Source organism: Pseudomonas sp. BF-B-15 (genome assembly GCF_019946675.1).
GTDB classification, from domain to species: domain Bacteria; phylum Pseudomonadota; class Gammaproteobacteria; order Pseudomonadales; family Pseudomonadaceae; genus Aquipseudomonas; species Aquipseudomonas migulae.
Window position 1 is genome coordinate 15,030 of the sequence record NZ_JAGYFZ010000054.1, and the last position, 24,567, is coordinate 39,596.

General features: G+C 59.2%; 24 protein-coding genes and 1 other RNA gene. 16 read left to right on the forward strand and 9 right to left on the reverse strand.

Annotated elements, in window-relative coordinates; genetic code table 11:
• The first annotated feature begins 7 nt into the window (after positions 1 to 7).
• The 3 genes from ubiD (at position 8) to KGA97_RS17920 (ending at position 3,411) form a co-directional block, all read left to right on the forward strand.
• The gene (gene ubiD, locus KGA97_RS17910) at positions 8 to 1,474 is read left to right on the forward strand and encodes a 4-hydroxy-3-polyprenylbenzoate decarboxylase (protein WP_008024285.1); all 1,467 of its coding nucleotides are present in this window, start codon (positions 8 to 10) and stop codon (positions 1,472 to 1,474) included.
• Positions 1,474 to 2,442 (forward strand): CDP-6-deoxy-delta-3,4-glucoseen reductase, encoded by a 969-nt coding sequence (locus tag KGA97_RS17915; RefSeq protein WP_008040685.1) that lies wholly within the window; start codon positions 1,474 to 1,476, stop codon positions 2,440 to 2,442. The genes ubiD and KGA97_RS17915 overlap by 1 nt, the downstream gene beginning before the upstream one ends.
• 300 nt (positions 2,443 to 2,742) lie before the next feature.
• Positions 2,743 to 3,411 (forward strand): gamma-glutamylcyclotransferase, encoded by a 669-nt coding sequence (locus KGA97_RS17920; protein WP_192227496.1) that lies wholly within the window; start codon positions 2,743 to 2,745, stop codon positions 3,409 to 3,411.
• Here KGA97_RS17920 and glpT read toward each other — a convergent pair.
• A complete protein-coding gene (gene glpT, locus KGA97_RS17925) occupies positions 3,387 to 4,736 on the reverse strand; it encodes a glycerol-3-phosphate transporter (protein ID WP_017341398.1) in 1,350 nt (449 codons plus the stop codon). The two genes, KGA97_RS17920 and glpT, sit on opposite strands and share 25 nt — an antisense overlap.
• A 328-nt stretch (positions 4,737 to 5,064) precedes the next feature.
• Between glpT and KGA97_RS17930 the strand changes: the two genes are divergently transcribed.
• Positions 5,065 to 5,682 (forward strand): energy transducer TonB, encoded by a 618-nt coding sequence (locus tag KGA97_RS17930; protein ID WP_223481190.1) that lies wholly within the window; start codon positions 5,065 to 5,067, stop codon positions 5,680 to 5,682.
• A gap of 97 nt (positions 5,683 to 5,779) precedes the next feature.
• On the opposite strand, the gene KGA97_RS17935 is transcribed toward KGA97_RS17930, so the two are convergent.
• A complete protein-coding gene (locus KGA97_RS17935; protein WP_008024273.1) occupies positions 5,780 to 6,757 on the reverse strand; it encodes an NADPH:quinone oxidoreductase family protein in 978 nt (325 codons plus the stop codon).
• A gap of 150 nt (positions 6,758 to 6,907) precedes the next feature.
• On the opposite strand from KGA97_RS17935, the gene KGA97_RS17940 reads away from it, so the two are divergent.
• Positions 6,908 to 7,318: a flagellar basal body-associated protein FliL gene (locus KGA97_RS17940; RefSeq protein ID WP_192227498.1), complete on the forward strand. Its 411-nt coding sequence runs from the start codon at positions 6,908 to 6,910 to the stop codon at positions 7,316 to 7,318.
• 146 nt (positions 7,319 to 7,464) lie between these two features.
• Here KGA97_RS17940 and KGA97_RS17945 read toward each other — a convergent pair whose 3' ends face one another.
• Positions 7,465 to 7,914, reverse strand: a complete 450-nt coding sequence (locus KGA97_RS17945; protein ID WP_008024269.1) for an EVE domain-containing protein — start codon at positions 7,912 to 7,914, stop codon at positions 7,465 to 7,467.
• 201 nt (positions 7,915 to 8,115) lie between these two features.
• Between KGA97_RS17945 and KGA97_RS17950 the strand changes: the two genes are divergently transcribed.
• A complete protein-coding gene (locus tag KGA97_RS17950) occupies positions 8,116 to 8,268 on the forward strand; it encodes a hypothetical protein (RefSeq protein ID WP_008024268.1) in 153 nt (50 codons plus the stop codon).
• Between the two features lie 35 nt (positions 8,269 to 8,303).
• Here KGA97_RS17950 and KGA97_RS17955 read toward each other — a convergent pair whose 3' ends face one another.
• The 4 genes from KGA97_RS17955 to KGA97_RS17970 form a co-directional block, all read right to left on the reverse strand.
• A complete protein-coding gene (locus KGA97_RS17955; protein ID WP_008024267.1) occupies positions 8,304 to 8,909 on the reverse strand; it encodes a 5-formyltetrahydrofolate cyclo-ligase in 606 nt (201 codons plus the stop codon).
• Positions 8,910 to 8,995: 86 nt separating this feature from the next.
• Positions 8,996 to 9,174: non-coding RNA, 6S RNA (gene ssrS / locus KGA97_RS17960), on the reverse strand.
• 30 nt (positions 9,175 to 9,204) lie between these two features.
• A complete protein-coding gene (locus KGA97_RS17965; protein ID WP_008024266.1) occupies positions 9,205 to 9,522 on the reverse strand; it encodes a cell division protein ZapA in 318 nt (105 codons plus the stop codon).
• A complete protein-coding gene (locus tag KGA97_RS17970; protein ID WP_003177365.1) occupies positions 9,519 to 9,728 on the reverse strand; it encodes a TIGR02449 family protein in 210 nt (69 codons plus the stop codon). Before KGA97_RS17970 ends, KGA97_RS17965 begins: the two co-directional genes overlap by 4 nt.
• A gap of 199 nt (positions 9,729 to 9,927) precedes the next feature.
• On the opposite strand from KGA97_RS17970, the gene KGA97_RS17975 reads away from it, so the two are divergent.
• From KGA97_RS17975 to gcvH, 9 genes are all read left to right on the forward strand, one after another.
• Positions 9,928 to 10,488: a YecA family protein gene (locus KGA97_RS17975; protein ID WP_223481191.1), complete on the forward strand. Its 561-nt coding sequence runs from the start codon at positions 9,928 to 9,930 to the stop codon at positions 10,486 to 10,488.
• Between the two features lie 27 nt (positions 10,489 to 10,515).
• Complete coding sequence (pepP, locus tag KGA97_RS17980) at positions 10,516 to 11,850, forward strand: Xaa-Pro aminopeptidase (protein ID WP_223481192.1); 1,335 nt, start codon at positions 10,516 to 10,518, stop codon at positions 11,848 to 11,850.
• The gene (gene ubiH / locus KGA97_RS17985) at positions 11,847 to 13,034 is read left to right on the forward strand and encodes a 2-octaprenyl-6-methoxyphenyl hydroxylase (RefSeq protein ID WP_008024259.1); all 1,188 of its coding nucleotides are present in this window, start codon (positions 11,847 to 11,849) and stop codon (positions 13,032 to 13,034) included. Before pepP ends, ubiH begins: the two co-directional genes overlap by 4 nt.
• Positions 13,027 to 13,512: a DUF4442 domain-containing protein gene (locus KGA97_RS17990; RefSeq protein ID WP_008040698.1), complete on the forward strand. Its 486-nt coding sequence runs from the start codon at positions 13,027 to 13,029 to the stop codon at positions 13,510 to 13,512. The genes ubiH and KGA97_RS17990 overlap by 8 nt, the downstream gene beginning before the upstream one ends.
• Before the next feature lie 9 nt (positions 13,513 to 13,521).
• Positions 13,522 to 14,739, forward strand: a complete 1,218-nt coding sequence (locus tag KGA97_RS17995) for a 2-octaprenyl-3-methyl-6-methoxy-1,4-benzoquinol hydroxylase (protein WP_177318868.1) — start codon at positions 13,522 to 13,524, stop codon at positions 14,737 to 14,739.
• Between the two features lie 247 nt (positions 14,740 to 14,986).
• Positions 14,987 to 15,991, forward strand: a complete 1,005-nt coding sequence (locus tag KGA97_RS18000) for an extracellular solute-binding protein (RefSeq protein WP_192227501.1) — start codon at positions 14,987 to 14,989, stop codon at positions 15,989 to 15,991.
• A gap of 207 nt (positions 15,992 to 16,198) precedes the next feature.
• Positions 16,199 to 17,815 (forward strand): ABC transporter permease, encoded by a 1,617-nt coding sequence (locus tag KGA97_RS18005; protein ID WP_008024249.1) that lies wholly within the window; start codon positions 16,199 to 16,201, stop codon positions 17,813 to 17,815.
• Positions 17,816 to 17,971: 156 nt separating this feature from the next.
• Positions 17,972 to 19,054 carry a glycine cleavage system aminomethyltransferase GcvT gene (gene gcvT / locus KGA97_RS18010; protein WP_008040703.1) on the forward strand — a complete coding sequence of 361 codons (1,083 nt, stop codon included), beginning with the start codon at positions 17,972 to 17,974 and terminating at the stop codon, positions 19,052 to 19,054.
• A 50-nt stretch (positions 19,055 to 19,104) separates the two neighbouring features.
• On the forward strand, positions 19,105 to 19,488 hold the full coding sequence (gene gcvH, locus KGA97_RS18015) for a glycine cleavage system protein GcvH (protein WP_008040704.1): 384 nt from the start codon (positions 19,105 to 19,107) through the stop codon (positions 19,486 to 19,488).
• 102 nt (positions 19,489 to 19,590) lie between these two features.
• Here gcvH and KGA97_RS18020 read toward each other — a convergent pair whose 3' ends face one another.
• Entirely contained in the window at positions 19,591 to 20,286 is a 696-nt protein-coding gene (locus KGA97_RS18020; protein WP_223481193.1) for a hypothetical protein, read from the reverse strand.
• Positions 20,287 to 20,493: 207 nt separating this feature from the next.
• Positions 20,494 to 21,189, reverse strand: a complete 696-nt coding sequence (locus KGA97_RS18025; RefSeq protein ID WP_223481194.1) for a hypothetical protein — start codon at positions 21,187 to 21,189, stop codon at positions 20,494 to 20,496.
• A 439-nt stretch (positions 21,190 to 21,628) separates the two neighbouring features.
• On the opposite strand from KGA97_RS18025, the gene gcvP reads away from it, so the two are divergent.
• Positions 21,629 to 24,502: an aminomethyl-transferring glycine dehydrogenase gene (gene gcvP / locus KGA97_RS18030; RefSeq protein ID WP_223481195.1), complete on the forward strand. Its 2,874-nt coding sequence runs from the start codon at positions 21,629 to 21,631 to the stop codon at positions 24,500 to 24,502.
• Positions 24,503 to 24,567: the final 65 nt, after the last annotated feature.

Sequence of the window (24,567 nt, forward strand, 5' to 3'; positions counted from 1 at the left end):
CTCACGCATGCAGTATCGCGACTTGCGCGACTTTATCAGCGGCCTGGAACAGCGCGGCGAACTCAAGCGCATCCAGGTTCCGGTGTCCCCGGTGCTCGAAATGACCGAGGTCTGTGACCGCACCTTGCGTGCCAAAGGTCCGGCCCTGCTTTTCGAGAACCCGACGGGCTATGACATTCCCGTCCTCGGCAATCTGTTCGGCACCCCCGAGCGTGTTGCGCTGGGCATGGGCGCAGAAGCGGTGAGCGAACTGCGCGAGATCGGCAAGCTGCTGGCGTTCCTCAAGGAACCCGAGCCGCCGAAAGGCTTGAAGGACGCCTGGTCGAAGCTGCCGATCTTCCGCAAGATCATCGCCATGGCGCCCAAAGTCGTCAAAGACGCGGTGTGCCAGGAAGTGGTCATCGAGGGCGACGACGTCGACCTCGCGATGCTCCCGGTGCAGACCTGCTGGCCGGGCGACGTCGGCCCGCTGATCACCTGGGGCCTGACCGTCACCAAAGGCCCGAACAAGGACCGGCAGAACCTCGGCATCTACCGTCAGCAAGTGATCGGCCGCAACAAGGTCATCATGCGCTGGCTCAGCCACCGTGGCGGCGCGCTGGATTACCGCGAGTGGTGCGAGAAGCATCCGGGCCAGCCGTTCCCGGTGTCCGTAGCGCTCGGCGCTGACCCGGCGACCATCCTCGGCGCTGTGACGCCGGTACCGGACAGCCTTTCCGAATACGCTTTCGCCGGTTTGCTGCGCGGTAATCGCACCGAACTGGTGAAGTGCCGCGGCAACGATCTGCAAGTGCCGGCCACCGCCGAGATCATCCTTGAAGGCGTGATCCATCCGGGCGAAATGGCCGACGAAGGTCCGTACGGCGACCACACCGGTTACTACAACGAAGTCGACAGCTTCCCGGTGTTCACCGTCGAGCGCATTACCCACCGGATCAAACCGATCTACCACAGCACCTACACCGGTCGTCCGCCGGATGAGCCGGCGATTCTCGGTGTTGCGCTGAACGAAGTGTTCGTGCCGATCCTGCAGAAGCAGTTCCCGGAGATCACCGACTTCTACCTGCCACCTGAAGGCTGCTCGTACCGCATGGCCATCGTGACCATGAAGAAGTCGTATCCCGGCCATGCCAAGCGGGTAATGCTCGGTGTCTGGTCGTTTTTGCGACAGTTCATGTACACCAAGTTCGTTATCGTCACTGACGACGATATCAACGCACGGGACTGGAACGACGTGATCTGGGCCATCACCACGCGCATGGACCCCAAGCGCGACACGGTGATGATCGACAACACGCCGATCGACTACCTCGACTTCGCCTCGCCGGTGTCCGGCCTGGGTTCGAAAATGGGGCTCGATGCCACGCATAAATGGCCCGGCGAAACCACACGCGAGTGGGGCCGGGTAATCGTCAAGGATGAAGCCGTCACCCAACGGATCGATGCCATCTGGAATCAGTTAGGAATAGATTGATGCGTGTAACTTTGCAGCCCTCCGGAGCAGTGCTAGAGATACTGCCCGGCGAGCGGATTCTCGATGGCGCACGCCGCCTGGGCTATGAATGCCCGCAAAGCTGTCGCAACGGCAATTGCCATGTGTGCGCCGCGCTGCTGGTGGAAGGACGAGTCGAGCAGGCCGGTGGTGTGCGCGACCATGGCGAGTTCTACACTTGCATAGCAGAGCCGCTGGAAGACTGCATTGTGCTGTGGGATGGCGTGCTCGCGCTGGGAGAATTGCCGGTGCGCAGCGTCTCGTGTCAGGTCATTGAGTGCAAGGATGTCGGCGGCGATACCTGGCGCGTGAGTTTTCGCGCGCCAGCCGGCAAGCCGCCGCGTTATCACGCTGGTCAGTATTTGATGATCGAGCGTGAGAATGGCGAAAAATCCGCATTTTCCCTGGCCTCGGCACCGCATGCGGGGCGTGATCTGCAAATTCACGTACTGGCGCGCGAAAGCAGTGCGCTGAGCCTGATCGAGCAACTGCAACGCAATCCGATGGTGCGGATCGAAATGCCCTTCGGCGATACCCATCTGGCAGAGTTGCCGGACGGCCCGCTGGTGCTGATCGCTGCGGGCACCGGCATGGGCCAGATCCATAGCCTGATCGAACATTGCCGGGCGTCGGGATTCAAGCATCCGGTGCACCTGTACTGGGGCGTGCGTCGCCCTGAAGACTTTTATGAGATCGAGCATTGGGACGAATGGCAGAAACTGCCGAATCTGTTCCTGCATAAAGTCGTCAGCGATCAATGTGGCTGGAAGGGGCGCTGTGGGATGTTGCATGAGGCGGTGTGCGAGGATTTTCCGGATCTGAAAGCGCTGCATGTATACGCCAGCGGCTCACCGGCGATGGTCTACGGGACGCTGGACGCGTTGGTCAACGCCGGGATGGATGCTCATCAGATGCGTGCCGATGTGTTTGCGTACGCACCCAGAGGATGACGCTTCCCCTGTAGGAGCGAGCCTGCTCGCGATGGCGGTCAACGATAACGCGCTGCAGCATCATGAACGCGTTGTCCCTGCCTCCATCGCGAGCAGGCTCGCTCCTACATATAACTTCATATATAGCCGATCGGTATTTATAAATTTATATAAATACCGGTAGGTTATAACTCAATCAGGCAATTAATTAAGAACTGTGCCGTGGCACTTAAATTGCCTTAAAACATATGTGCCTTATTGTTACAGCGGTGCGTTCTATTAAGTAATTCATCACCCGCGGGGAGCTGAACGCTATTCGCCATGAGCGCCATTGAATCTGCTTTTATGAATCTGGCTTACCCTCCGCGGCTCGATCTGGGGCCGCAGCTGACGCACGAACAATTGCTCAGCTCGATGCAGTCGACCATGGCGCGCCACAAGGGTGGGCCGGTCTGGCTGTTCGCTTACGGCTCGCTGATCTGGCGCCCTGAGTGCGCGGCGGTTGAACGGGTTCGCGGCCGGGTGCATGGCTACCATCGCGGTTTGTACCTGTGGTCCCACGAACATCGCGGCACGCCGGAAGTACCGGGGCTGGTGTTTGGCCTGGATCGTGGCGGCTCTTGCAGCGGCTTCGCTTATCGCTTGCCGGAAGAACAACTCGAAGCGTCGCTGTATGCCTTGTGGCAGCGCGAAATGCCATTCCCTTCTTATCGCCCACACTGGTTGAACTGCCGTCTCGAAGATGGCAATCAGGTTCAGGCATTGGGATTCGTGTTGGAGCGACACCTGCCCAGCTATGCCGGCAACCTGCCGGATCACGTGCTGAGCCACGTGTTCGAAAACGCTTGCGGGCGTTACGGCACCACTCGCGATTATGTCGAGCAGACCGCCAACGCCCTGCGTAGCCACGCCATGCCAGACCGGAATCTGGAGGCGCGGCTCAAGCGCTGCAAATCAAAGGTCGATCAGGCGATGGCTTCGCGGGTCTGACTGGCGATCTGCTTGTGCCACAAGGTGGGCGCAAGGAAGGCCATTGCCAGCAGGCACGCGCCGATCAGCAAGACGAAACCGCCGTCCCAGCCGAAATGGTCCACGGTGTAGCCCATGGCTGCACTGGCCGCGACTGAACCACCCAGGTAACCGAACAGACCCGTGAAGCCCGCTGCCGTACCGGCGGCTTTCTTCGGCGCCAGTTCCAGCGCTTGCAAACCGATCAGCATCACCGGGCCGTAGATCAGGAAACCAATCGAGATCAGCGCGATCATGTCGACCGTCGGGTTGCCGGCCGGGTTGAGCCAGTAAACCAGCGTCGCTACAGTCACCAACGCCATGAACACCATGCCGGTCAGGCCACGGTTGCCACGGAAGATCTTGTCCGACATCCAGCCGCACAGAAGCGTCCCGGGAATACCTGCCCACTCGTAAAGGAAATAGGCCCACGAGGTTTTGTCCACGCTGAAACCTTTGGCTTCCTTGAGGTAGGTCGGTGCCCAGTCCAGCACGCCGTAACGCAGCAGGTAGACAAAGACGTTAGCCATGGCGATGTACCAGAGCATTTTGTTGCGCAGCACATATTTGACGAAGATTTCCTTGGCACTGAATTCTTCTTCGTGACTGGCGTCGTAGCCTTCCGGGTAGTCGTTCTTGTACTTCTCGATCGGCGGCAGGCCGACCGATTGTGGCGTATCGCGCATGGTGGCGAAGGCAAACACCGCCACGGCCATGGCCACTGCCGCAGGCACGTAAAACGCCGCGTGCCAGTCATTGAACAGGCCCATGCCGAGCAGGAACAGCGGGCCGATCAAACCACCACCGACGTTGTGCGCCACGTTCCACAAGGACACCACGCCCCCGCGTTCCTTCTGCGACCACCAGTGGACCATGGTCCGGCCACTCGGCGGCCAACCCATGCCCTGCGCCCATCCATTGATAAATAGCAGGATGAACATGATGGTCACGCTGGACGTGGCCCAGGGCGCAAAACCGAAAATGAACATCACGCCAGCCGAAACCAGCAAGCCGAACGGCAGGAAGAAGCGTGGGTTGGAACGGTCGGAAACAATGCCCATCAGGAACTTGGACAAGCCGTAGGCGATAGCAATCGCCGACAACGCCAGGCCCAGCTCACCGCGGGTATAGCCCTCTTCGATCAGATAGGGCATGGCCAGGGAGAAGTTTTTGCGCAGCAGGTAGTAACCCGCGTAGCCGATGAATATGCCGGCGAAGATCTGCCAGCGATGCCGTCGGTAGGCGCTGTCTATTTTTTCTTCAGGCAATGGAGCCTGATGTGCGGCAGGACGAAAGAAAGCAAACATTCAAGAGCTCCAGATTTCTTGTTTTGACTGCGGATGCGAATGTTACAGTTTCGTTACCGAAAATAGCACTGGTTCACATCGACCAAACAGCGGAAATGTTGGAGATTGCATGTTCTTTTACGAACATGTCGCTCAGGTATAAGTGAAGGGCGCTGTGGGAATTGTTACCTCGCAACCTTTTATGACGCAGCGATGCCCGGCGTAGGGCAGGGCTTTGGGAAATGTCCTGCGCTTGAACAGGAAGCCATGGCGTTATGTAAACAATCACCCAGCCTTAACCTTTGTGCTGTTGCCAGATCTGGCTTTTCAGTGGTGAAGGGGTGGGGTTATGCGGTGGTTTGTGTGGGCTTTTTTACTTGTGGTTTCCAGCAGCGTCAGCGCTGAGGCGATGCTCCTGATCCCTGGGGACAATCCTAAGCCGAAGTACCCAAAAACACTTTCTCGGGCCGGTATCACGGGGGATGTTCGGATCAGTTTTACCGTTCACGCCAATGGATCAGTTAGCAAGGTGATGGCGGCTCCGGGCAAAGCTCACGCTGAACTGGTAGACGCATCACTCGCGGCGGTGAATCGGTGGCGATTCAAATCATGGGGTATCACCAGTGACAGGCCGCCAGAGATCGAAGTTGTTGTGCCAATGTCTTTCAGGCTGGACAGCGATATACCCATCCATGCCAACGAAGAATTGAAACAGTTGACTTGCGGTGAGCTCGCCAAGGCAGCACTGAAGATTGAAGATTACTCGTGGGTGGACATGCCGGTGTTCAACTGGACCCGCAGCTATCTGACCCACTCCCTTTCGCCGACGCAATTGCCAGAGGAGAAGCGTCTGGCGCTCATCGCCAAGCTCAACAAGAGCGTGCCTTCTATTGTGAGGCGTTGTAATACGCATCAAGCGACCCGGTACGTGCATTTTCTTCCGAAGGAAATTCGCGAGTTGCTTTGACGAAAAGTATGGAGCGCTGTCTTTTTGCTAGTTATGTAATCGAAAAGGCCAGAACAACCTCATCAGTTGTTCTGGCCTTTTTGTATCCTGCTGCGATTCAGCGAACCTGCACCACCACTTTCCCGACCGCCTTGCGCTGGCCAAGATCATTGATCGCCTGCGCCGCGTTGCTCAGCGGGTACACCTGCGATACCAGCGGCTTCAACTTGCCCTCGGCGAACCAGCCAAACAATTGCTGGAAGTTCGCCGCGTTGTCCTGCGGTTGGCGCTGGGCGAAGGAGCCCCAGAACACGCCGACTACCGCCGCACCCTTGAGCAGTGCGAGGTTGACCGGTAATTCCGGAATGCGGCCGCTGGCAAAACCGACCACCAGCAAGCGGCCGTTCCAGGCGATGGCGCGGATGGCCTGGTCGAACAGGTCGCCGCCGACCGGGTCGTAGATCACGTCCGCACCTTGGCCATCGGTCAGGCGTTTGATTTCGTCCTTGAGGCTGGTTTCGGTGTAGTTGATCAGTTCATCGGCACCGGCAGCCTTGGCCACGGCCAGTTTTTCGGCACTGCTGGCGGCAGCAATCACGCGGGCGCCCATGGCTTTGCCGATTTCCACGGCGGCCAGGCCGACACCGCCAGAAGCACCGAGCACCAGCAGGGTTTCACCCGGTTGCAGGTTGCCGCGTTGCTTGAGCGCGTGCATCGAGGTGCCGTAAGTCATGCTGAATGCGGCAGCGGTGTTGAAGTCCATGGAGGTCGGGATCGGCAGCACGTTGTAGCCTGGCACCGCGACCTGTTCGGCGAAACTGCCCCAGCCGGTGAGGGCCATGACCCGATCGCCGACTTTCAGGTGGCTGACTTTTTCGCCCACTGCGCTGACCACGCCAGCCGCTTCGCCGCCCGGCGAAAACGGGAAGGGCGGCTTGAACTGGTATTTGCCCTCGATGATCAGCGTGTCCGGGAAATTCACCCCGGCGGCGTGCACGTCCAGCAGGATTTCATTCTTCTTCGCGACAGGACTGGCGACGTCTTCCAGCACCAGCGATTCGGCAGGGCCGAAGGCTTTGCACAGCACGGCTTTCATCAGGGCTATTCCTTTGGGAGTGATGGCCGATAAGTGTAGGTGTGTGAGTCGACGGGTCAACGAGCATGCCCCGCCCTGATAGTCAGCCATAAGCTTGTGCTTGCGCGGCGGGTCGTTATGCTAGGCCGCAAACCGGATAAGGAGCGAATTGTGAAAGCGTGGATCATGTTGTTGCTGGCCCTGTCTCTGCCTGTGGCAGCAGTGGCTGAAGAAGCCGCCAAAGAAGGTGAAGCCCCGAAAGTCAGCTACCTCACCCTGAGCCCGCCATTCGTGGGCAACTATGGGTTGGATGGCACGGCGAAGTTGAAGGTCTTCAAGGCTGATGTGGCGTTGCGGGTCACCGGTGATGAGGCGGCCAAACAGGTGAAGGCCAATGAACCGTTGATTCGCAATCAACTGGTGGCGTTGTTCACCCAGCAAACCACCGAGGCGATGAACAGCATCGAGGGGAAGGAAAAGCTGCGTCAGGAAGCGTTGAAGCAAACCCAGCAGATCATGAGCGATGAAACCGGCAAACCGGTGGTTGAGGATTTGTTGTTCAACAACCTGATTATCCAGTAATGCTGGATCCTGTAGGAGCCAGCTTGCTGGCGATAGCGCCCTAAAAAACGCCATCGCCAGCAAGCCTGGCTCCTACAAAGTACACACCCTGAAGCCGCCATCGCCGGCAAGCCGGCTCCTACAAAAGCGTGCGCACCAGATACATTTCAGCGCAGTGCAATCACCGCCGCCCACTGTTCGGCCGTCACAGGCATCACCGACAACCGCGAACCCTTCTGCACCAGCGGCATCTCCGCCAGCGCCGTCTGCTGCTTCAAATAATCCAGCTTCAGCACCCTGGAAAACGTCTCCACATGCGCGACATCAATCGCGCTCCAGGCGTTTTTCTCGGCGCTGGCCTTCGGGTCGTAATAATGACTCTCCGGCTCCAGTGCCGTCGGGTCCGGATACGCCGCTTCGACAATCTTCCCGATCCCGGCAATCCCGGGCTCCGGGCAGCTGGAGTGATAGAAGAAGAACTCGTCGCCGACCGCCATCGCACGCAAAAAGTTACGCGCCTGATAGTTGCGAACCCCATCCCAGCGCGCTTTGCCGAGCTTCTCCAGGCCTTTGATCGAGAGCTCGTCGGGCTCGGATTTCATCAGCCAATAGGCCATGGTTTTTGCTCCTTGCGAGTCAGGTGGACAAGTTGTCGGGCGATTTTATGACAAACCGACGGTCGGTTGACGCCAGCGTTTGCGTGTCGGTTCACGTTGTCGCAAAATGCCGGCCTTCTAAGCTTGACGCTGCTGCACGGCCTACACCTACAACGGAAACCGCTGCTGTCATCGTATTGATGTGCCTTTGGGGGGCAATCGATGAAACGCAAACCGGATTTACTATGGATTTTGGTTATTTTGTTCGGCCTTGGCGTCGTGACCACTGGCTATGCCCAAAGCTTGTGGAGCAACAAGACCGATGCGCCGATTGAAATCGCGCAGCAACAACAGCCGTCAGCCTTCAAGCGCTGAACCTGTCTTTTCGACGCCGCTGATTCGAGTGGCGTCTAGTCTGCGAAATACCACGCCTTGTCTGTAACCGTTCCTTGCAACGGCACATCCCAGCTCGCCTGAGCCAGTCTTCCGACCTTCTGACATTCATGGGCCAGCCCCAATAGCGTCGGCTTGCGCCAGTTTTTCCGCCGCGCCAGATACGCCAGGCTCCGGTCGTAGAAACCACCACCCATGCCGAGTCGGCCACCGACATCGTCGAACCCCACGAGCGGCAACAGCACCAGATCGAGCGCCCAGACTTTGCGTTGTCGGGCGAGGTTGTGTCTGGGTTCGAGAATACGGAAGCGATTGGGTTGGAGCTTTTCGCCGGGGCGAATCCGCTGGAACACCATTTTGGTTCGCGGCCAGGCGCTGAGCACCGGCAGGTAAGTCGCCTTGCCCCGACGTTGCGCGGCGCGCAGCAACAGGCGCGGATCGATTTCACCGTCGGTGGGTAAATAGAGCGAGATATGTTTGGCGCGGCGAAACAACGGCTGCTGGGCCAATTGCTTGTACAACCCGCGAGCGGCCTGGCGCTGCTGACTGGCTGTCAGTGCGCGGCGGGCCTTGCGCAGCATGCGTCGAAGTTGCGGGCGGGGCAGCAGCGCAGGTTCGGTCATGGATTCGGGCTTCGGCAGTGCGGGTACACAAAGCGTACCCGTAAAAAAGCCGATGCCGGTATTTAAACCGGCATCGGACTGGAATCAGGCTCCCCGGATGAACCGCTGCTGACTTAGCCCTTGAACCCGAAAGTTCAAGGTGGAAGATGCAGTAGGCTTTAAGGCTTTCCGTCTAGCGGACATGCACACCAGCCCAACGTGCAGCCTCCAGGGTAGTGCGAATCGGCTCAGGGACGTGGTCAACTGGCAAGCACCCCAGGGAGTGTTGCGAGTATAACCCAAGCGGTCGGACGAATCAGCCCTTGGTGACGTCTGGATCGGTGGCGAGCACCAGATCGACGCGATCCAGCAGGTCGCGCACCTGCTCGCGGGTCGAACCGCTGACCTGTACATCCGGCCGTTCTTCCTTGTGCAGAAGGTCGTGCGTAATGTTCAGCGCAGCCATCACGGCGATGCGATCTGCGCCGATGACTTTGCCGCTACTGCGGATCTCGCGCATCTTGCCGTCCAGGTAACGGGCGGCGCTCACCAGGTTGCTGCGCTCTTCCTGGGGGCAAATGATCGAATATTCTTTGTCGAGGATCTGCACGGTGACGCTATTGCTTGAACTCATGAGTCTTGCTCCAGGGCCTTGAGGCGCGAAATCATCGATTCGACCTTACGCCGGGCGATTTCGTTCTTTTCAATGAGGTGAGCGCGTTCCTCGCGCCAGGTTTTTTCCTGAGCTAGTAGGAGTCCATTTTGACTCTTAAGTTGCTCGACCCGATCAATTAGCAGTTCGAGTCTGGCCATCAGCGCTTGCAGGTCGGTGTCTTCCATTGTGTCCACTGAAATGTCTGATGGGTGTTGAACCGTAGGAGCGAGCTTGCTCGCGATGGTCGCCAACGATAACGCTGGGTCCCTGACACCCAGCGGCGTTCTCGGGTTCATCGCGAGCAAGCTCGCTCCTACAGGGGTAGTCGATGTAGGATACAAGGCCTTCATTCTAGACATAGCGCCGTCTGGCGCCTAGCTGCCCATGCCCATTCAGAATTCTCCGTACCAAGCCTTCGCCACCCTGCTGACTTCCAGCGGTCACAACGTCTCGCCTGCCGAACTGCATGGCCTGCTGCTCGGTCGCAGTTGCGCCGGTGCCGGTTTCAATGCAGAAGAGTGGCTGATCGATGCCGCCGAGCTGCTCGAAGGCGAGCCGCAAGACAACGTTCGCAATGCCTTGATCGGCCTGCAAGAGATGGTCAAGGGCGAACTCACCGGCGACGACGTGACCGTCGTTCTGCTGCTGCCGACCGATGACGCGCCGCTGGCTGACCGTGCCGCCGCACTGGGCCAATGGTGCCAGGGCTTCCTCAGCGGTTTTGGCCTGAACTGCCGCGACAGCAGTATGCTCAGCACCGAGGCCACCGAAGTGTTGCAGGATCTGGCGGCGATTTCCCAGGTGCAAGACGCGCTGGAAGAGTCCGACGACGGCGAAAGCGACTACATGGAAGTCATGGAGTACCTGCGTGTCGCGCCGCTGCTGCTGTTCTCGGAAACCCGCAAGCCAGACGCGCCGGCTGCCACCAAACCGTCGTTGCATTAATCGCGAGCCAGGAAAAGCCATCTGCCCATGATTCATATCCCGAGATCGGAATACAGCCGTCGCCGCAAGGCCTTGATGGCGCAGATGGAACCCAACAGCATCGCTATTCTGCCCGCCGCCGCGGTCGCCATCCGCAACCGCGACGTCGAGCATGTTTACCGCCAGGACAGCGACTTCCAGTACCTCAGCGGTTTCCCCGAACCTCAAGCCGTTATCGTGTTGATGCCGGGTCGTGAGCATGGCGAATACCTGCTGTTTTGCCGTGAGCGCAACGCCGAGCGAGAACTCTGGGACGGCCTGCGCGCCGGTCAGGAAGGCGCGATCCGCGACTTCGGAGCCGACGACGCTTTCCCCATCACTGACATCGACGACATCCTGCCGGGCCTGATCGAAGGACGCGACCGGGTGTATTCGGCCATGGGCAGTAACCCGGAATTCGATCGCCACCTGATGGAATGGATCAACGTGATCCGCTCCAAGGCGCACCTCGGCGCTCAGCCGCCGAACGAATACGTTGCGCTGGATCATCTGCTGCACGACATGCGCCTGTATAAATCGGCGGCAGAAGTGAAGGTGATGCGCGAAGCCGCGCGAATTTCCGCTCAGGCGCATATTCGTGCGATGCAGGCCAGTCGGGCCGGGTTGCATGAGTACAGCCTTGAAGCCGAGCTTGATTACGAGTTCCGCAAGGGCGGGGCGAAGATGCCGGCGTATGGTTCGATCGTCGCGGCGGGGCGCAACAGCTGCATCCTGCATTACCAGCAGAATGACGCGGTGCTCAAGGACGGCGATCTGGTACTGATCGACGCCGGTTGCGAGATCGACTGCTACGCCAGCGACATCACGCGCACCTGGCCGGTCAACGGCAAGTATTCAGCGGAACAGAAGGCGATCTACGAGTTGGTGCTGGCTTCACAGGAAGCAGCCTTTGCCGAAATCGCCCCGAACAAACACTGGAATCAGGCGCACGAAGCCACGGTCCGGGTGATTACCACCGGTCTTGTGAAGTTGGGCCTGTTGCAGGGCAACGTCGACGAACTGATCGCCAGCGAAGCCTATAAAGCGTTTTACATGCACCGCGCCGGCCACTGGCTGGGCATGGATGTGCATGACGTCGGCGAGTACAAGGTCGGCGGCGAATGGCGCGTGCTGGAAGTCGGCATGGCGCTGACCGTGGAACCGGGGATCTACATCGCCCCGGACAACCAGAACGTAGCGAAGAAATGGCGCGGCATTGGCGTGCGCATCGAGGACGACGTCGTGGTCACCAAAACCGGCTGTGAAATCCTGACCAATGGCGTGCCGAAAACGGTCGCCGAGATTGAAGCCTTGATGGCGCAAGCGCGGACAAAAGCAGCATGAGTCGAGTCAATCTGGCAATTATCGGTGGCGGCCTGGTCGGTGCCAGCCTGGCGTTGGCCTTGCAGGCCGGAGCCAAGGCGCGCGGCTGGAAAATCGTGCTGATCGAACCGTTTGCCCCCGGCCACACCTATCAACCGAGCTACGACGCCCGTTCTTCGGCGTTGTCCTACGGTGCCAAACAGATTTATCAACGGTTGGGCGTGTGGCAGGAAATCTCCCGCCGTGCCGAGCCGATAAAGCAGATTCACGTTTCCGACCGTGGCCGTTTCTCCACCGCACGCTTGTCGGCGATGGAAGAGGGCGTGCCGGCGCTGGGTTATGTGGTGGAAAACGCCTGGCTTGGCCAATGCCTCTGGCAAGGTCTGGACAAGGACGTGGTCACCTGGCGCTGCCCGGCGGAAGTCACGCGCATGGAACCGTTGACCGACGGCTATCGCCTGACCCTCAGCGACGAAACAATGCTGGAGTGCGACCTCGCAGTGCTCGCTGATGGCGGCCGTTCCGGTCTGCGCGAGCAACTGGGGATCGGCATCAAAAAGCGCCCGTACAACCAGAGCGCGCTGATCGCCAACATCACCCCGAGCGAAGCGCACAACGGCATGGCGTTCGAGCGTTTCACCGACGACGGTCCGATGGCGTTGTTGCCGTTGCCGGAAAATCGTTGCGCATTGGTCTGGACCCGTCTGGGCATGGACGCGCAACGGCTTGCGGCCCTGGATGAACGCAGTTTCCTCAGCGAATTGCAGGGCGTGTTCGGTTACCGCCTCGGCACGTTGAAACAGGTCGGCGCACGGCATCTTTATCCGTTGACGCTGATCGAAGCCGAAGAGCAGGTGCGTCCGCATCTGGCGATCCTCGGCAACGCCGCCCACAGCCTGCACCCCATTGCCGGCCAGGGTTTCAACCTGTCGCTACGTGATGCGCAAGCGTTGGCGGATGCGCTGCTGGCGAGCGAGACCTCGCTCGGCGATTTCGCGACCTTGCAGGCTTACCGCGAACGCCAGCGGATGGATCAGAACCTGACCGTGGGCTTCTCCGATCAGGTCACGCGGTTGTTCGGCAGCACTCAACCGCTGGTTTCGCTGGGCCGTAACATCGGCCTGCTCGGCCTCGATCTGCTGCCGCCGGCCAAGCGCTGGTTCGCCCGACAGGCCATGGGCCTGGGTACGCGTCCCGATGCGTAAGTGGCTGACGAGCAGGTTCGGCAAAGCGCGGTTGATGCGTTGGATCATGACCTTCTACCCGCCGTACCTGGGCGCCGGGGTTCGCGTGCGGCACATCAGCGATGACTTTCGGGACATCACGGTGTCCATGGGGCTGGGCAGGTACAACCGCAATTACGTCGGCACGCAGTTCGGTGGCAGCCTGTATTCGATGGTCGATCCGTTCTACATGCTGATGCTGATGGAAAACCTCGGACGCAACTACATCGTCTGGGACAAAACGGCAGACATCGATTTCATCTCGCCGGGCAAAGGCCCGGTGTTCGCCAACTTCAGGGTCGACGAGACCTTGCTCGACGAAGTCCGCCGGCAAACGGCGAACGGCGAAAAATACCTGCCGCAATTGCAGGTCGATATCCACGACGGCGCCGGCACCTTGGTGGCGCGGGTCCAGAAAACCCTTTACGTGCGGCTCAAGCCGCAAGCGAGACAGGCTTAAAGCATGGACATGCGCGCAGATCTGCTGATTGTCGGGGCCGGAATGGTCGGCAGCGCCCTGGCGCTGGCGTTACAGGACAGCGGGCTGGAAGTCCTGCTGCTGGACGGCAGCCCGATGAGCGTCAAACCCTTCGACGGGCAAGCGCCGTTCGAACCGCGCGTGAGCGCGTTATCGGCGGCCAGCCAGCGGATTCTTGAACGCCTCGGCGTGTGGGATGGCATCGCCAGCCGGCGCAGCAGTCCGTACACCGACATGCACGTCTGGGACGGCAGCGGCACCGGGCAGATCCACTTTTCCGCCGCCAGCGTGCATGCCGAGGTGCTCGGGCATATCGTCGAGAACCGCGTGGTTCAGGACGCCTTGCTCGACCGTTTGCACGACTGCGACCTCGGGATGCTGGCCAATGCGCGCCTGGAGCAGATGCGCCGCTCCGGCGATGACTGGCTGCTGACGCTCGCCGATGGCCGCACCTTGCGTGCGCCGCTGGTGATTGCGGCGGATGGCGCCAACTCGGCGGTTCGGCGCCTGGCCGGGGTGGCCACGCGCGAGTGGGATTATCTGCACCATGCGATCGTGACCAGTGTGCGCAGCACCAGGCCTCATCAAATGACGGCCTGGCAGCGCTTCACCGACAACGGTCCCTTGGCGTTTCTGCCACTGGAGCGCGACGGTCAGCAGGATTGGTGTTCGATTGTCTGGTCGACCACGCCGAGCGAAGCCGAACGGCTGATGGCGCTGGACGACACAGCGTTTTGCCTCGAACTGGAACGCGCCTTTGAAGGCCGGCTCGGCACGGTGCTGAGCGCCGACCCACGTCTGTGCGTGCCGCTGCGCCAGCGTCATGCCAAGCGGTATGTGGCCGAAGGTCTGGCGCTGATCGGCGACGCGGCGCACACCATTCACCCGTTGGCCGGGCAGGGGGTGAACCTCGGTTTCCTGGATGCCGCGGTGCTGGCTGAAGTGCTGCTGCAAGCGGCCGAACGGGGCGAGCGGTTGGCGGATGCGAAAGTGCTGAGCCGTTACGAGCGTCGGCGCATGCCGCATAACCTGGCGTTGATGGCAGCGATGGAAGGCTTCGAGCGGTTGTTCCAGGCGGATCCGCTGCCGGTGCGCTGGTTGCGTAATACCGGGTTGAAGATCGTCGAGCAGATGCCGGAGGCCAAGGCGTTGTTTGTGCGTGAGGCGTTGGGGTTGACCGGGGATTTGCCGGCTCTGGCCAAGGCCTGACATGTTCGCTGGGGCTGATGGCCTCTTCGCGGGCAAGCCTCGCTCCTACAGGTTTCGAGTTGATCGCGACATTGGCGTACAACACAAAACCTGTAGGAGCGAGGCTTGCCCGCGAAGGCGTCGACACATCCGCTACACATCCCTAGCCATGCAACATCTGGTAACTCCTCCGCAAACTGTTCGATTGAGAAGGTAAATGTGAGTCCTTATCATTTGGTCTCACTTTTCGAATCGAGAGATCGCTCCCATGTTGGCACCGAAGCGTCTACTGACAGCACTCGCCCTGACCCTGATCGGCAGCACCGTCGCCCAGGCCGCTGACGAGGTAGTGGTTTACTCCTCGCGTATCGACGAGCTGATCAAACCGGTGTTCGACGCCTACACCGCGAAAACCGGCGTACAGGTGAAGTTCATCACCGACAAGGAAGCCCCGCTGATGCAGCGCATCAAGGCCGAGGGCGAGAACGCCACCGCTGACCTGCTGCTGACCGTCGATGCCGGCAACCTGTGGCAAGCCGAGCAGATGGGCATCCTGCAACCTTTCACTTCGAAAACCATCGACGCCAACATCCCGCCGCAATACCGTGCGGCTTCTCATGCCTGGACCGGCCTGAGCCTGCGGGCGCGGACCATCGCGTACTCCACCGACCGGGTGAAACCGGGCGAGTTGAGCACTTACGAAGGTCTGGCCGACAAGAACTGGGAAGGCCGCCTGTGCCTGCGTACGGCGAAGAAGGTCTACAACCAGTCACTGACCGCCACCATGATCGAAGTGAATGGCGCCGAGAAAACCGAGAAGATCCTCAAAGGCTGGGTCAACAACCTGTCCACCGACGTGTTCTCCGATGATGTCGCGGTATTGGAAGCAATCAACGCCGGCCAGTGCGACGTCGGCATCGTCAACACTTACTACTACGGCCGTCTGCACAAGCAGAAGCCTGACCTGGCGGTGAAGCTGTTCTGGCCGAATCAGGCTGATCGAGGCGTACACGTCAATCTTTCGGGCATTGGCCTGACCAAGCACGCGCCGCACCCGGAAGCGGCCAAGGCGCTGGTGGAGTGGATGACCACGCCTGAGGCGCAGAAGATCTTCGCTGATGTGAACCAGGAATTCCCGGCCAACCCTACGGTGGCGCCGTCCGCGGAAGTCGCCGCTTGGGGCAAGTTCGTCGCCGATACCTTGCCGGTGGAAGTCGCTGGCAAACGTCAGGCTGAAGCGATTCGCATGATGGATCGGGCTGGCTGGAACTGAGTCTGTCGATATACTGCGCCCCGCCTATGCGGGGCGTTTTGTTTTTGCGCGAAGCGCCTCCGACCCTGTGGGAGCGAGCCTGCTCGCGAAAGACGTCAACGATAACGCGGGGTGCCTGACGGTCCGCGGTGTCGTGACGTTTTTCGCGAGCAGGCTCGCTCCTACAAGGGGCTTCTGTTGTAATTTTCATCCCTGGAGAGCTTTTCCTTGGCCCACCCCGCCCAACGCCGCTGGTATCCCCTGGTCTTCGCCATCGCTGCGCTGGTCTTGCTGCCCCTCAGCGTTCTGTTGCTCTCCTGGCAAACCATCGATCATCAAATCTGGTCCCACCTCTGGGACACGCAGATGCCGCGGTTGCTGGGCAACACGCTGACCCTGGTGCTTGGCGTCGGTGCCGGCGTAACGCTGCTGGGTGTCAGCCTCGCCTGGCTCACCAGCCTCTGCGAATTCCCCGGTCGGCGCTGGCTGGATTGGGCGTTGATGCTGCCGTTTGCGATTCCCGCCTACGTGTTGGCGTTTGTTTTCGTCGGGCTGCTGGATTTTGCCGGTCCCGTTCAAACGTTGATGCGCGAATGGTTCGGCACGGGCCTGCGACTGCCGCGAGTCCGCTCGACCGGCGGCGTCATCCTTGTTCTGGTACTGGTCTTCTATCCCTACGTCTACCTGCTGGCGCGCACGGCATTTCTCGCTCAAGGCAAAGGCCTGATGGAAGCGGCGCGAGTCCTGGGGCAATCGCCGTGGCAGGCGTTCTGGCGTGTCGCGTTGCCGATGGCACGCCCGGCCATCGGTGCGGGTGTGGCGTTGGCGCTGATGGAAACCCTGGCGGATTTCGGTGCGGTGTCGGTGTTCAACTTCGACACGTTCACGACGGCGATCTACAAAACCTGGTACGGCTTCTTCAGCCTTTCGACTGCCGCACAACTGGCCAGCCTGTTGCTGTTGGTGGTGATGGTCGTGCTGTACGGCGAGCGCCGCGCGCGCGGGGCCAACCGCGCAAGCAATGAACGACCGCGGGTCAAAGCGCTGTATCACCTGCGCGGCTTCAAAGCGCTGGCAGCGATGAGCTGGTGCGGTCTGGTGTTTGCCTGCGCCTTCGTGATCCCGGTGCTGCAATTGGTGGTGTGGTTCTGGCAGCGCGGGCGTTTCGACCTGGATGAGCGTTACACCGGCCTGATCGTCCACACCTTGTATCTGGGCGGCATGGCGGCGCTGATTACTGTCAGCGTTGCGCTGGTGCTGGCATTTGCTCGGCGCCTGGCGCCGACCCGGGCGATCCGCTCCGGTGTCAGCCTGGCCAATCTCGGCTATGCGCTACCGGGTTCGGTGTTGGCGGTGTCGATCATGTTGGCGTTCAGTTATCTGGATCGCGAGCTGGTGATTCCGCTGTCGGGATGGTTGGGTGGTGCCGGCAAGCCATTGCTTTTGGGCAGCCTGTCGGCCTTGCTGCTGGCCTATCTGGTGCGATTCATCGCGGTGGCTTACGGGCCACTGGAAAACAGCCTGGCGCGTATACGGCCATCTTTGCCCGAAGCGGCACGTAGCCTTGGGGTCGGTGGTCCGCGACTGTTTTTCAAAGTGTATCTGCCGTTATTGCTGCCCGGCACATTGAGCGCTGCGTTGCTGGTGTTCGTCGATGTGCTCAAGGAAATGCCCGCGACCCTGCTGATGCGCCCGTTTGGCTGGGATACGCTGGCGGTACGCATCTTCGAAATGACCAGCGAGGGCGAGTGGGCGAGGGCGTCATTGCCGGCGCTGACCCTGGTTTTGGTCGGGCTGTTACCGGTCATCGGATTGATTCGACGTTCAGCGCATCGAAACACCTAGGTGTCAGTCCTACACCTTGAGGCTACAATGCGCGGCATTCGGTGCGGTCCGTCCTACAGACCCGGTAGCTGAAATCGGCTGAAAGCCTTCTATTTCAAGGCGTTCACTCCGTGCAGCACCGGCCCGCACCTTCGCCACGCCCGGAAGGAGAAACCCATGGGACAGCGTACGCCTCTGTATGACCTTCATCTCGCCCTCGGCGCGAAGATGGTCGATTTTGGCGGTTGGGATATGCCTCTGCATTACGGCTCGCAGGTCGAGGAACACCATCAGGTGCGCCGCGATTGCGGGGTTTTCGATGTATCCCACATGACCGTGATCGATGTCAGCGGCGGGCAGGCCAAGGCCTGGCTCCAGCATTTGCTGGCCAACGACGTCGAACGCCTGCACAGCCCCGGCCGTGCCTTGTACAGCACCATGCTCAATGAACGTGGCGGCATCGTCGACGACATGATCGTCTATCGCCTCGAGGACGGTTATCGCCTGGTGGTCAACGCCTCCACCCGCGATCAAGACCTGGCGTGGATGCAGGCGCACCTCGACGGCTTCGATGTGCAGCTCAACGAGCGCTCCGAGCTGGCGATGCTGGCCATTCAAGGCCCGCATGCCCGACACAAAATCTCCGAACTGGTCACCCAGTCTCGCGGCAACCTGATCCAGTTGCTCAAGCCGTTCGAAGGCCAGCCTGACGGTGACTGGTTCATCGCACGCACCGGCTACACCGGCGAAGACGGTCTGGAAATCATTTTGCCGGCCAGTCAGGCGCCAGGTTTCTTCAACGATCTGGTGGGTGCAGGCATCTCGCCGATTGGCCTTGGCGCACGGGATACGCTGCGTGTCGAAGCCGGCATGAACCTGTACGGTCAGGACATTCATCAAGATGTTTCGCCGCTGGCCTCGAACATGGCCTGGAGCATTGCCTGGGAGCCGGCCTCTCGCCAGTTCATCGGCCGGGGCGCTCTGGAAGCTGAACGGGCAGGCGGCGTGCAGCACAAACTGGTGGGGCTGGTCCTTGAGGAGCGTGGGGTTTTGCGCGCTCATCAGGTGGTCCGCATCGCCAATGTTGGCGAAGGAGAGATCACCAGTGGTAGTTTCTCTCCTACGCTTAGCAAGTCGATTGCACTGGCGCGCGTGCCAATGGCGACTGCCGACCGCGCAGAAGTGGAAATCCGTGGCAAGTGGTACCCGGTCCGAGTGGTCAAACCGACCTTCGTACGCCATGGCAAAACCTTGATTTAACCTTTTCTGGCGGGCAACGACCGCTGACAATTTTCTTGAGGACACAGAATATGAGCGATATCCCTGCCGACCTGCGTTTTGCCGAAAGTCACGAATGGGCCCGTCTGGAAGCCGATGGCACCGTCACTGTGGGCATCAGCGATCACGCTCAGGAAGCCTTGGGCGATGTGGTGTTCGTTGAGCTGACTGAAGTAGGAAACGTCTTTGCAGCTGGTGATCAATCCGGCGTGGTTGAGTCGGTCAAAGCTGCGTCCGACATCTACTCCCCGGTTGCCGGTGAAGTGATTGCGATCAACGAAGAGCTGAGCGCCAATCCGGAACTGCTCAACTCCGACCCGTACGGTGCCTGGATCTTCAAGCTCAAGCCAAGCAACACCGCCGATCTGGACAAGCTGCTTGATGCGGCTGGCTACAAGGCCGCCATCGGCGAGTAAACATCGCCAAAAGCGGATCCGCTACAAGAACGCCGCGTTTTCCTTGCCTGGAGAACGCGGCGTTTTTCGTTTAATGCCGTGCGGTGAAGTCTTGCTGACCATTCATGTCGCCATTGCTACCGCTTTGTCTACCCTGGCGTGAAGCGCCGTTATTTGGTCTGCTGTCAGAAGTACTGCCGGTTCGCCGGGAACCCAAACACCACTGTCGTTGTAAGTGATCGTTTTGGTTTCTCCGTCATTGACCGTGACGACGTAAGGGTTGGATACATTGCGTGGGATTAAAGAACCCGCCGCCTGGGCCGGGCCAAACCATAGTTGAAACTGATTTTTTGGCGTCATGGTGGTTGCACCGAGACTCATGCCACCTGAACAGTTCACCCAAATACAATAACCTTTGGAATCCAGCAAGATTTCCCGAGGATTGGCTGGCAATTGGTTGTTGATTAAAACATCTCCAGGGACACCGCCATTTGTAGGGGGGCTGAATACACCATATTCATTTAGTGTCGTTTTTTGCCCCGTACTGATGGGGCGATTTTTACCTCCTGAAGTAAATGTAATATCGCCTTCTTGTATTGGAGTGTTTGTAAAGTTGACCATGAAAGAGGGGGTGGATATGTCGAATGTATTTTTGTATTGATAACTTGGATTGTTTGTTGTGGCTTTGGGGAGCCTTGCTGACCATATGACGGTAAAGCTGTTATTTACCATTTTTGCAAGGTAAAAACTGTAGTTGTTGGTTTTTTGGGCGATCAGTTGTGCCTCTTCGATATAAACAATAATTTGCTGTTCGCTCATGGCTGTTTTCCATTCATCCAGCGGAGTATTTCATGGCGGGCTTCCAGGCTCACCTGATTCGCTGTGGCGTTTGTACTGTCAATAAAAAACCCTGTAGATCCAGGATTTACAGGGTTTTTTGAACATGTTTGCGCGTTCAAGACTGTCTACGGTAAGAGGAAATGCTTCCAGTCCATTGTGCAAACGGTGCTCGATTCGCCCTCCATACTATGCCGCTATTCTGCTCTCTACCTTGGCTACCTTGGCATGCAACTCCGCGACTTCCTTGTCGCTGAGGCGTTTGGCCGGCTCGCCAGTCACCCAGTCGCCTTCGTTGTTATAGGTGAGGATGAAGCTGTCTCCAGCCCTCAAGGTTGCCACATAGGGATTGGATAGATTTTGGGCAATCAGCGAGCCTGTTTGTTGAAGGTTTCCGAACCACAGTTGGTATTGGTCTAATGGTGTCAGCGTAGCGGTACCGATGTTCATGCCGCTCGCGCGATTGACCCAGATATTATTGCCCTTGGAATCCAGCAGTATCTCGTGGGGATTGCCTTTCAGTTGGTTGTTGATAAGAACCTCTGATTTCACGCCGCCGTTTTTGGCCGGTGAAAAAACACCGTATTCATCCAGCGTTGTCGTTTGGCCGGTAGTGATGGGCAGGTTTTTCCCACCGGAGGTAAAGGTGACATCACCTTGTTTGACCGAATCGTTCGTAAAGTTGACATTGAAGGACGGTGTCGTGATATCGAACGTGTTTTTGTACTGATAGCTAGGATTGCGGGTGGTGGCCACCGCGCCTTTTGATTGCCAGATAACAGTAAAATCTTCATTTACTTTTTTAGCTAGATAAAGGCTGTAGCCGTTTTCTTTTTGGGCAATCAGTTGATCTTCTTCGATGAACAAGATTATTTGCTGGCTCATTTTTGAACTCCATTTCGAATAAAGCGTAGCTTGGGTTGTTTGTAACTGGGTAGTGGCTTTTTGGTTCCGTTGCCCAGTCCTCAACAAACATAGCATGCGGATTATTGTGCTATAGATCTATTGGCTATGGTTTGATTCTATCTATCGCGATTGGTTTTTTTAAGAGTTTGGCTGTTTTAATAAGTGTTGGTTTTTCACCTATTTGCAAGCGCCGTTGTGCGGGTACTTATGTAGAGTTTTATTTTTGGCGAGTAAGGATAACTATTTATAACTATCGGCGATGTATATATCGCTGAAATGAAATAGCCTAAAAGTCTTGGCGTGTTTTATATGCATCAGGGACGGGCCGCGTCCAAAGACGCCATGCCGCGCGCAGGGGAGCTATGCTGGTTTGACCGTGTTGCATCGACGTTGAGCGCCAGTCAAGAGAGAGCCCGTCATGTCCCAGTTGCCGTCCTTGAGCCAGTTACGCGATCCCAATGCCTTCCTCCGCCGTCACCTCGGGCCCGATGCCGCCGAGCAGCAGGCGATGCTCGACAGCCTCGGCGTTGGTAGCCGCGTCGAGCTGATCGAGCAGACGGTGCCGCCGGGAATCCGCCTTAACCGGGCGCTAGACCTGCCACCCGCCCTCGACGAACAGGCCGCGCTGGCCAAGCTGCGGGGCTACGCCGAGCAGAACCAGGTCTGGACCAGCCTGATCGGCATGGGCTACCACGGCACGCTGACGCCGACCGTCATTTTGCGCAATGTCCTGGAAAACCCCGGTTGGTACACCGCCTACACGCCGTATCAACCCGAGATCGCCCAGGGTCGGCTCGAAGCGCTGCTGAACTTCCAGCAATTGACCATCGACCTCACGGGCCTGGAACTGGCCAATGCCTCGCTGCTGGACGAGGCCACGGCGGCGGCGGAAGCCATGGCCCTGGCCAAGCGTGTCGCCAAGTCCAGGAGCAATCTGTTCTTCGTCGATGAAAACTGTCATCCGCAGACCATCTCCGTGGTGCAGACCCGGGCCGCAGGTTTCGGTTTCGAGCTGATCATCGACGCTGTGGATAACTTGAAACAGCACCAGGTGTTCGGCGCGCTGTTGCAGTATCCCGATACCCACGGCGAGATTCGCGACCTGCGTCCGTGGATTGATCACCTGCACGCCCAGCAAGCCCTGGCCTGCGTCGCCACCGATCTGCTGAGCCTGCTGTTGCTGACGCCGCCGGGAGAGTTGGGTGCCGACGTGGTGTTCGGCTCGTCCCAGCGGTTTGGCGTGCCCATGGGTTACGGCGGCCCCCACGCGGCGTTTTTTGCCAGTCGCGATGAATACAAACGTGCGATTCCGGGGCGGATCATCGGCGTCTCGAAAGACGCGCGTGGCAACATTGCGTTGCGCATGGCCCTGCAAACCCGTGAGCAACACATCCGCCGGGAGAAGGCCAACTCGAACATCTGCACCGCCCAAGTGCTGCTGGCCAATATCGCCAGTTTCTACGCGGTCTACCACGGTCCGGAGGGGCTGAAGCAGATTGCCCAGCGTGTTCACCGGCTGACCTGCATCCTCGCCGCGGGTCTGGAGCGTCGTGGTATCACCCGCCTGAACAAACACTTCTTCGACACGTTGACGCTGGAAGTCGGTGGCACTCAAACCGCGATCATCGAAAGCGCGCAGGCCGCGCAGATCAACCTGCGGATTCTGGGGCGCGGGCAATTGGGCCTCAGCCTCGACGAAACCTCTGACGAAAGTACCGTGGCGAAATTGTTCGATGTCTTCCTGGGTGCCGATCACGGGCTCAACGTCGACGAACTGGACGCTGAAACCCTGCCTTCCGGCATTCCTGACGGGCTGCTGCGCACTTCGCCTTACTTGCGTCATCCGGTGTTCAGCGCCCATCACAGCGAAACCGAGATGCTGCGTTACCTCAAGCAATTGGAGAACAAGGACCTGGCGCTCAATCAATCGATGATTCCGCTCGGCTCTTGCACCATGAAGCTCAACGCCACCAGCGAAATGATCCCCATCACCTGGCCGCAATTCGCCAACTTGCACCCCTTTGTGCCGAAAGAGCAGGCGGCCGGTTATACGCTGATGATCGAAGAGCTGGAGCGCTGGCTCTGCGCGATCACTGGTTTCGATGCGATCTGCATGCAGCCCAACTCGGGTGCCCAGGGCGAGTACGCCGGGTTGCTGGCGATTCGCAAATACCACGAGAGTCGGCATCAAGGCGGGCGGGATATCTGCCTGATCCCGTCCTCGGCCCACGGCACCAACCCCGCTTCAGCGCAGATGGCCGGAATGCGCGTGGTGATCGTCGAATGTGACGAGGCGGGCAACGTCGATCTGGAAGATCTGAAAGGCAAGGCTGCCGAAGCGGGCGACAAACTCGCCTGCCTGATGGCGACGTATCCTTCGACCCACGGCGTGTACGAGGAAGGCATCAGCGAGATCTGTGAAGTTATCCACAGTCACGGCGGTCAGGTGTACATGGATGGCGCCAACCTCAATGCACAAGTCGGGTTGGCGCGGCCGGCGGACATTGGTGCCGACGTTTCCCATATGAATTTGCACAAGACTTTCTGCATTCCCCACGGCGGTGGCGGGCCCGGCATGGGGCCGATTGGCGTGCGGGCGCACCTGGCGCCGTTCGTGGCCAACCACCCGGTAGTGGCGATTGACGGCCCGCTGCCGGAGAACGGCGCAGTCAGCGCAGCGCCCTGGGGCAGCGCGAGCATTCTGCCGATCAGCTGGATGTACATCGCGATGATGGGGCCGCAACTGGCGGACGCCAGTGAAGTGGCGATCCTTGCCGCGAATTATCTGGCGCAGCATTTGTCGGGGGCGTTCCCGGTGCTCTACACCGGGCGTAACGAGCGTGTGGCCCACGAATGCATCCTTGATCTGCGACCGCTCAAAGTGCTGACCGGCATCAGCGAAGAGGACGTCGCCAAGCGCCTGATGGACTACGGCTTTCATGCGCCGACCATGTCCTTTCCGGTGCCGGGCACCTTGATGGTCGAGCCGACCGAAAGTGAGTCGAAGGCGGAACTGGACCGCTTTATCGGGGCGATGCTGAGTATCCGCGCGGAAATCACCGAAGTGCAAAACGGCAATTGGCCGGCGGAAGACAATCCGCTGAAACGGGCGCCGCACACCTTGGCCGACATCACTGGGGTTTGGGAGCGGCCCTACACCATCGAACAGGGCGTCACGCCGGACGCGCACACCAAGGCGCATAAGTATTGGCCGGTGGTGAATCGTGTCGATAACGTCTACGGCGACCGGAACCTGTTTTGCGCGTGTGTCCCGGTGGACGACTACCGCTGAAACACACACGGCCCTGTAGGAGCGAGGCTTGCCCGCGAAAGCGTCTTAACATCCAACATTTATGT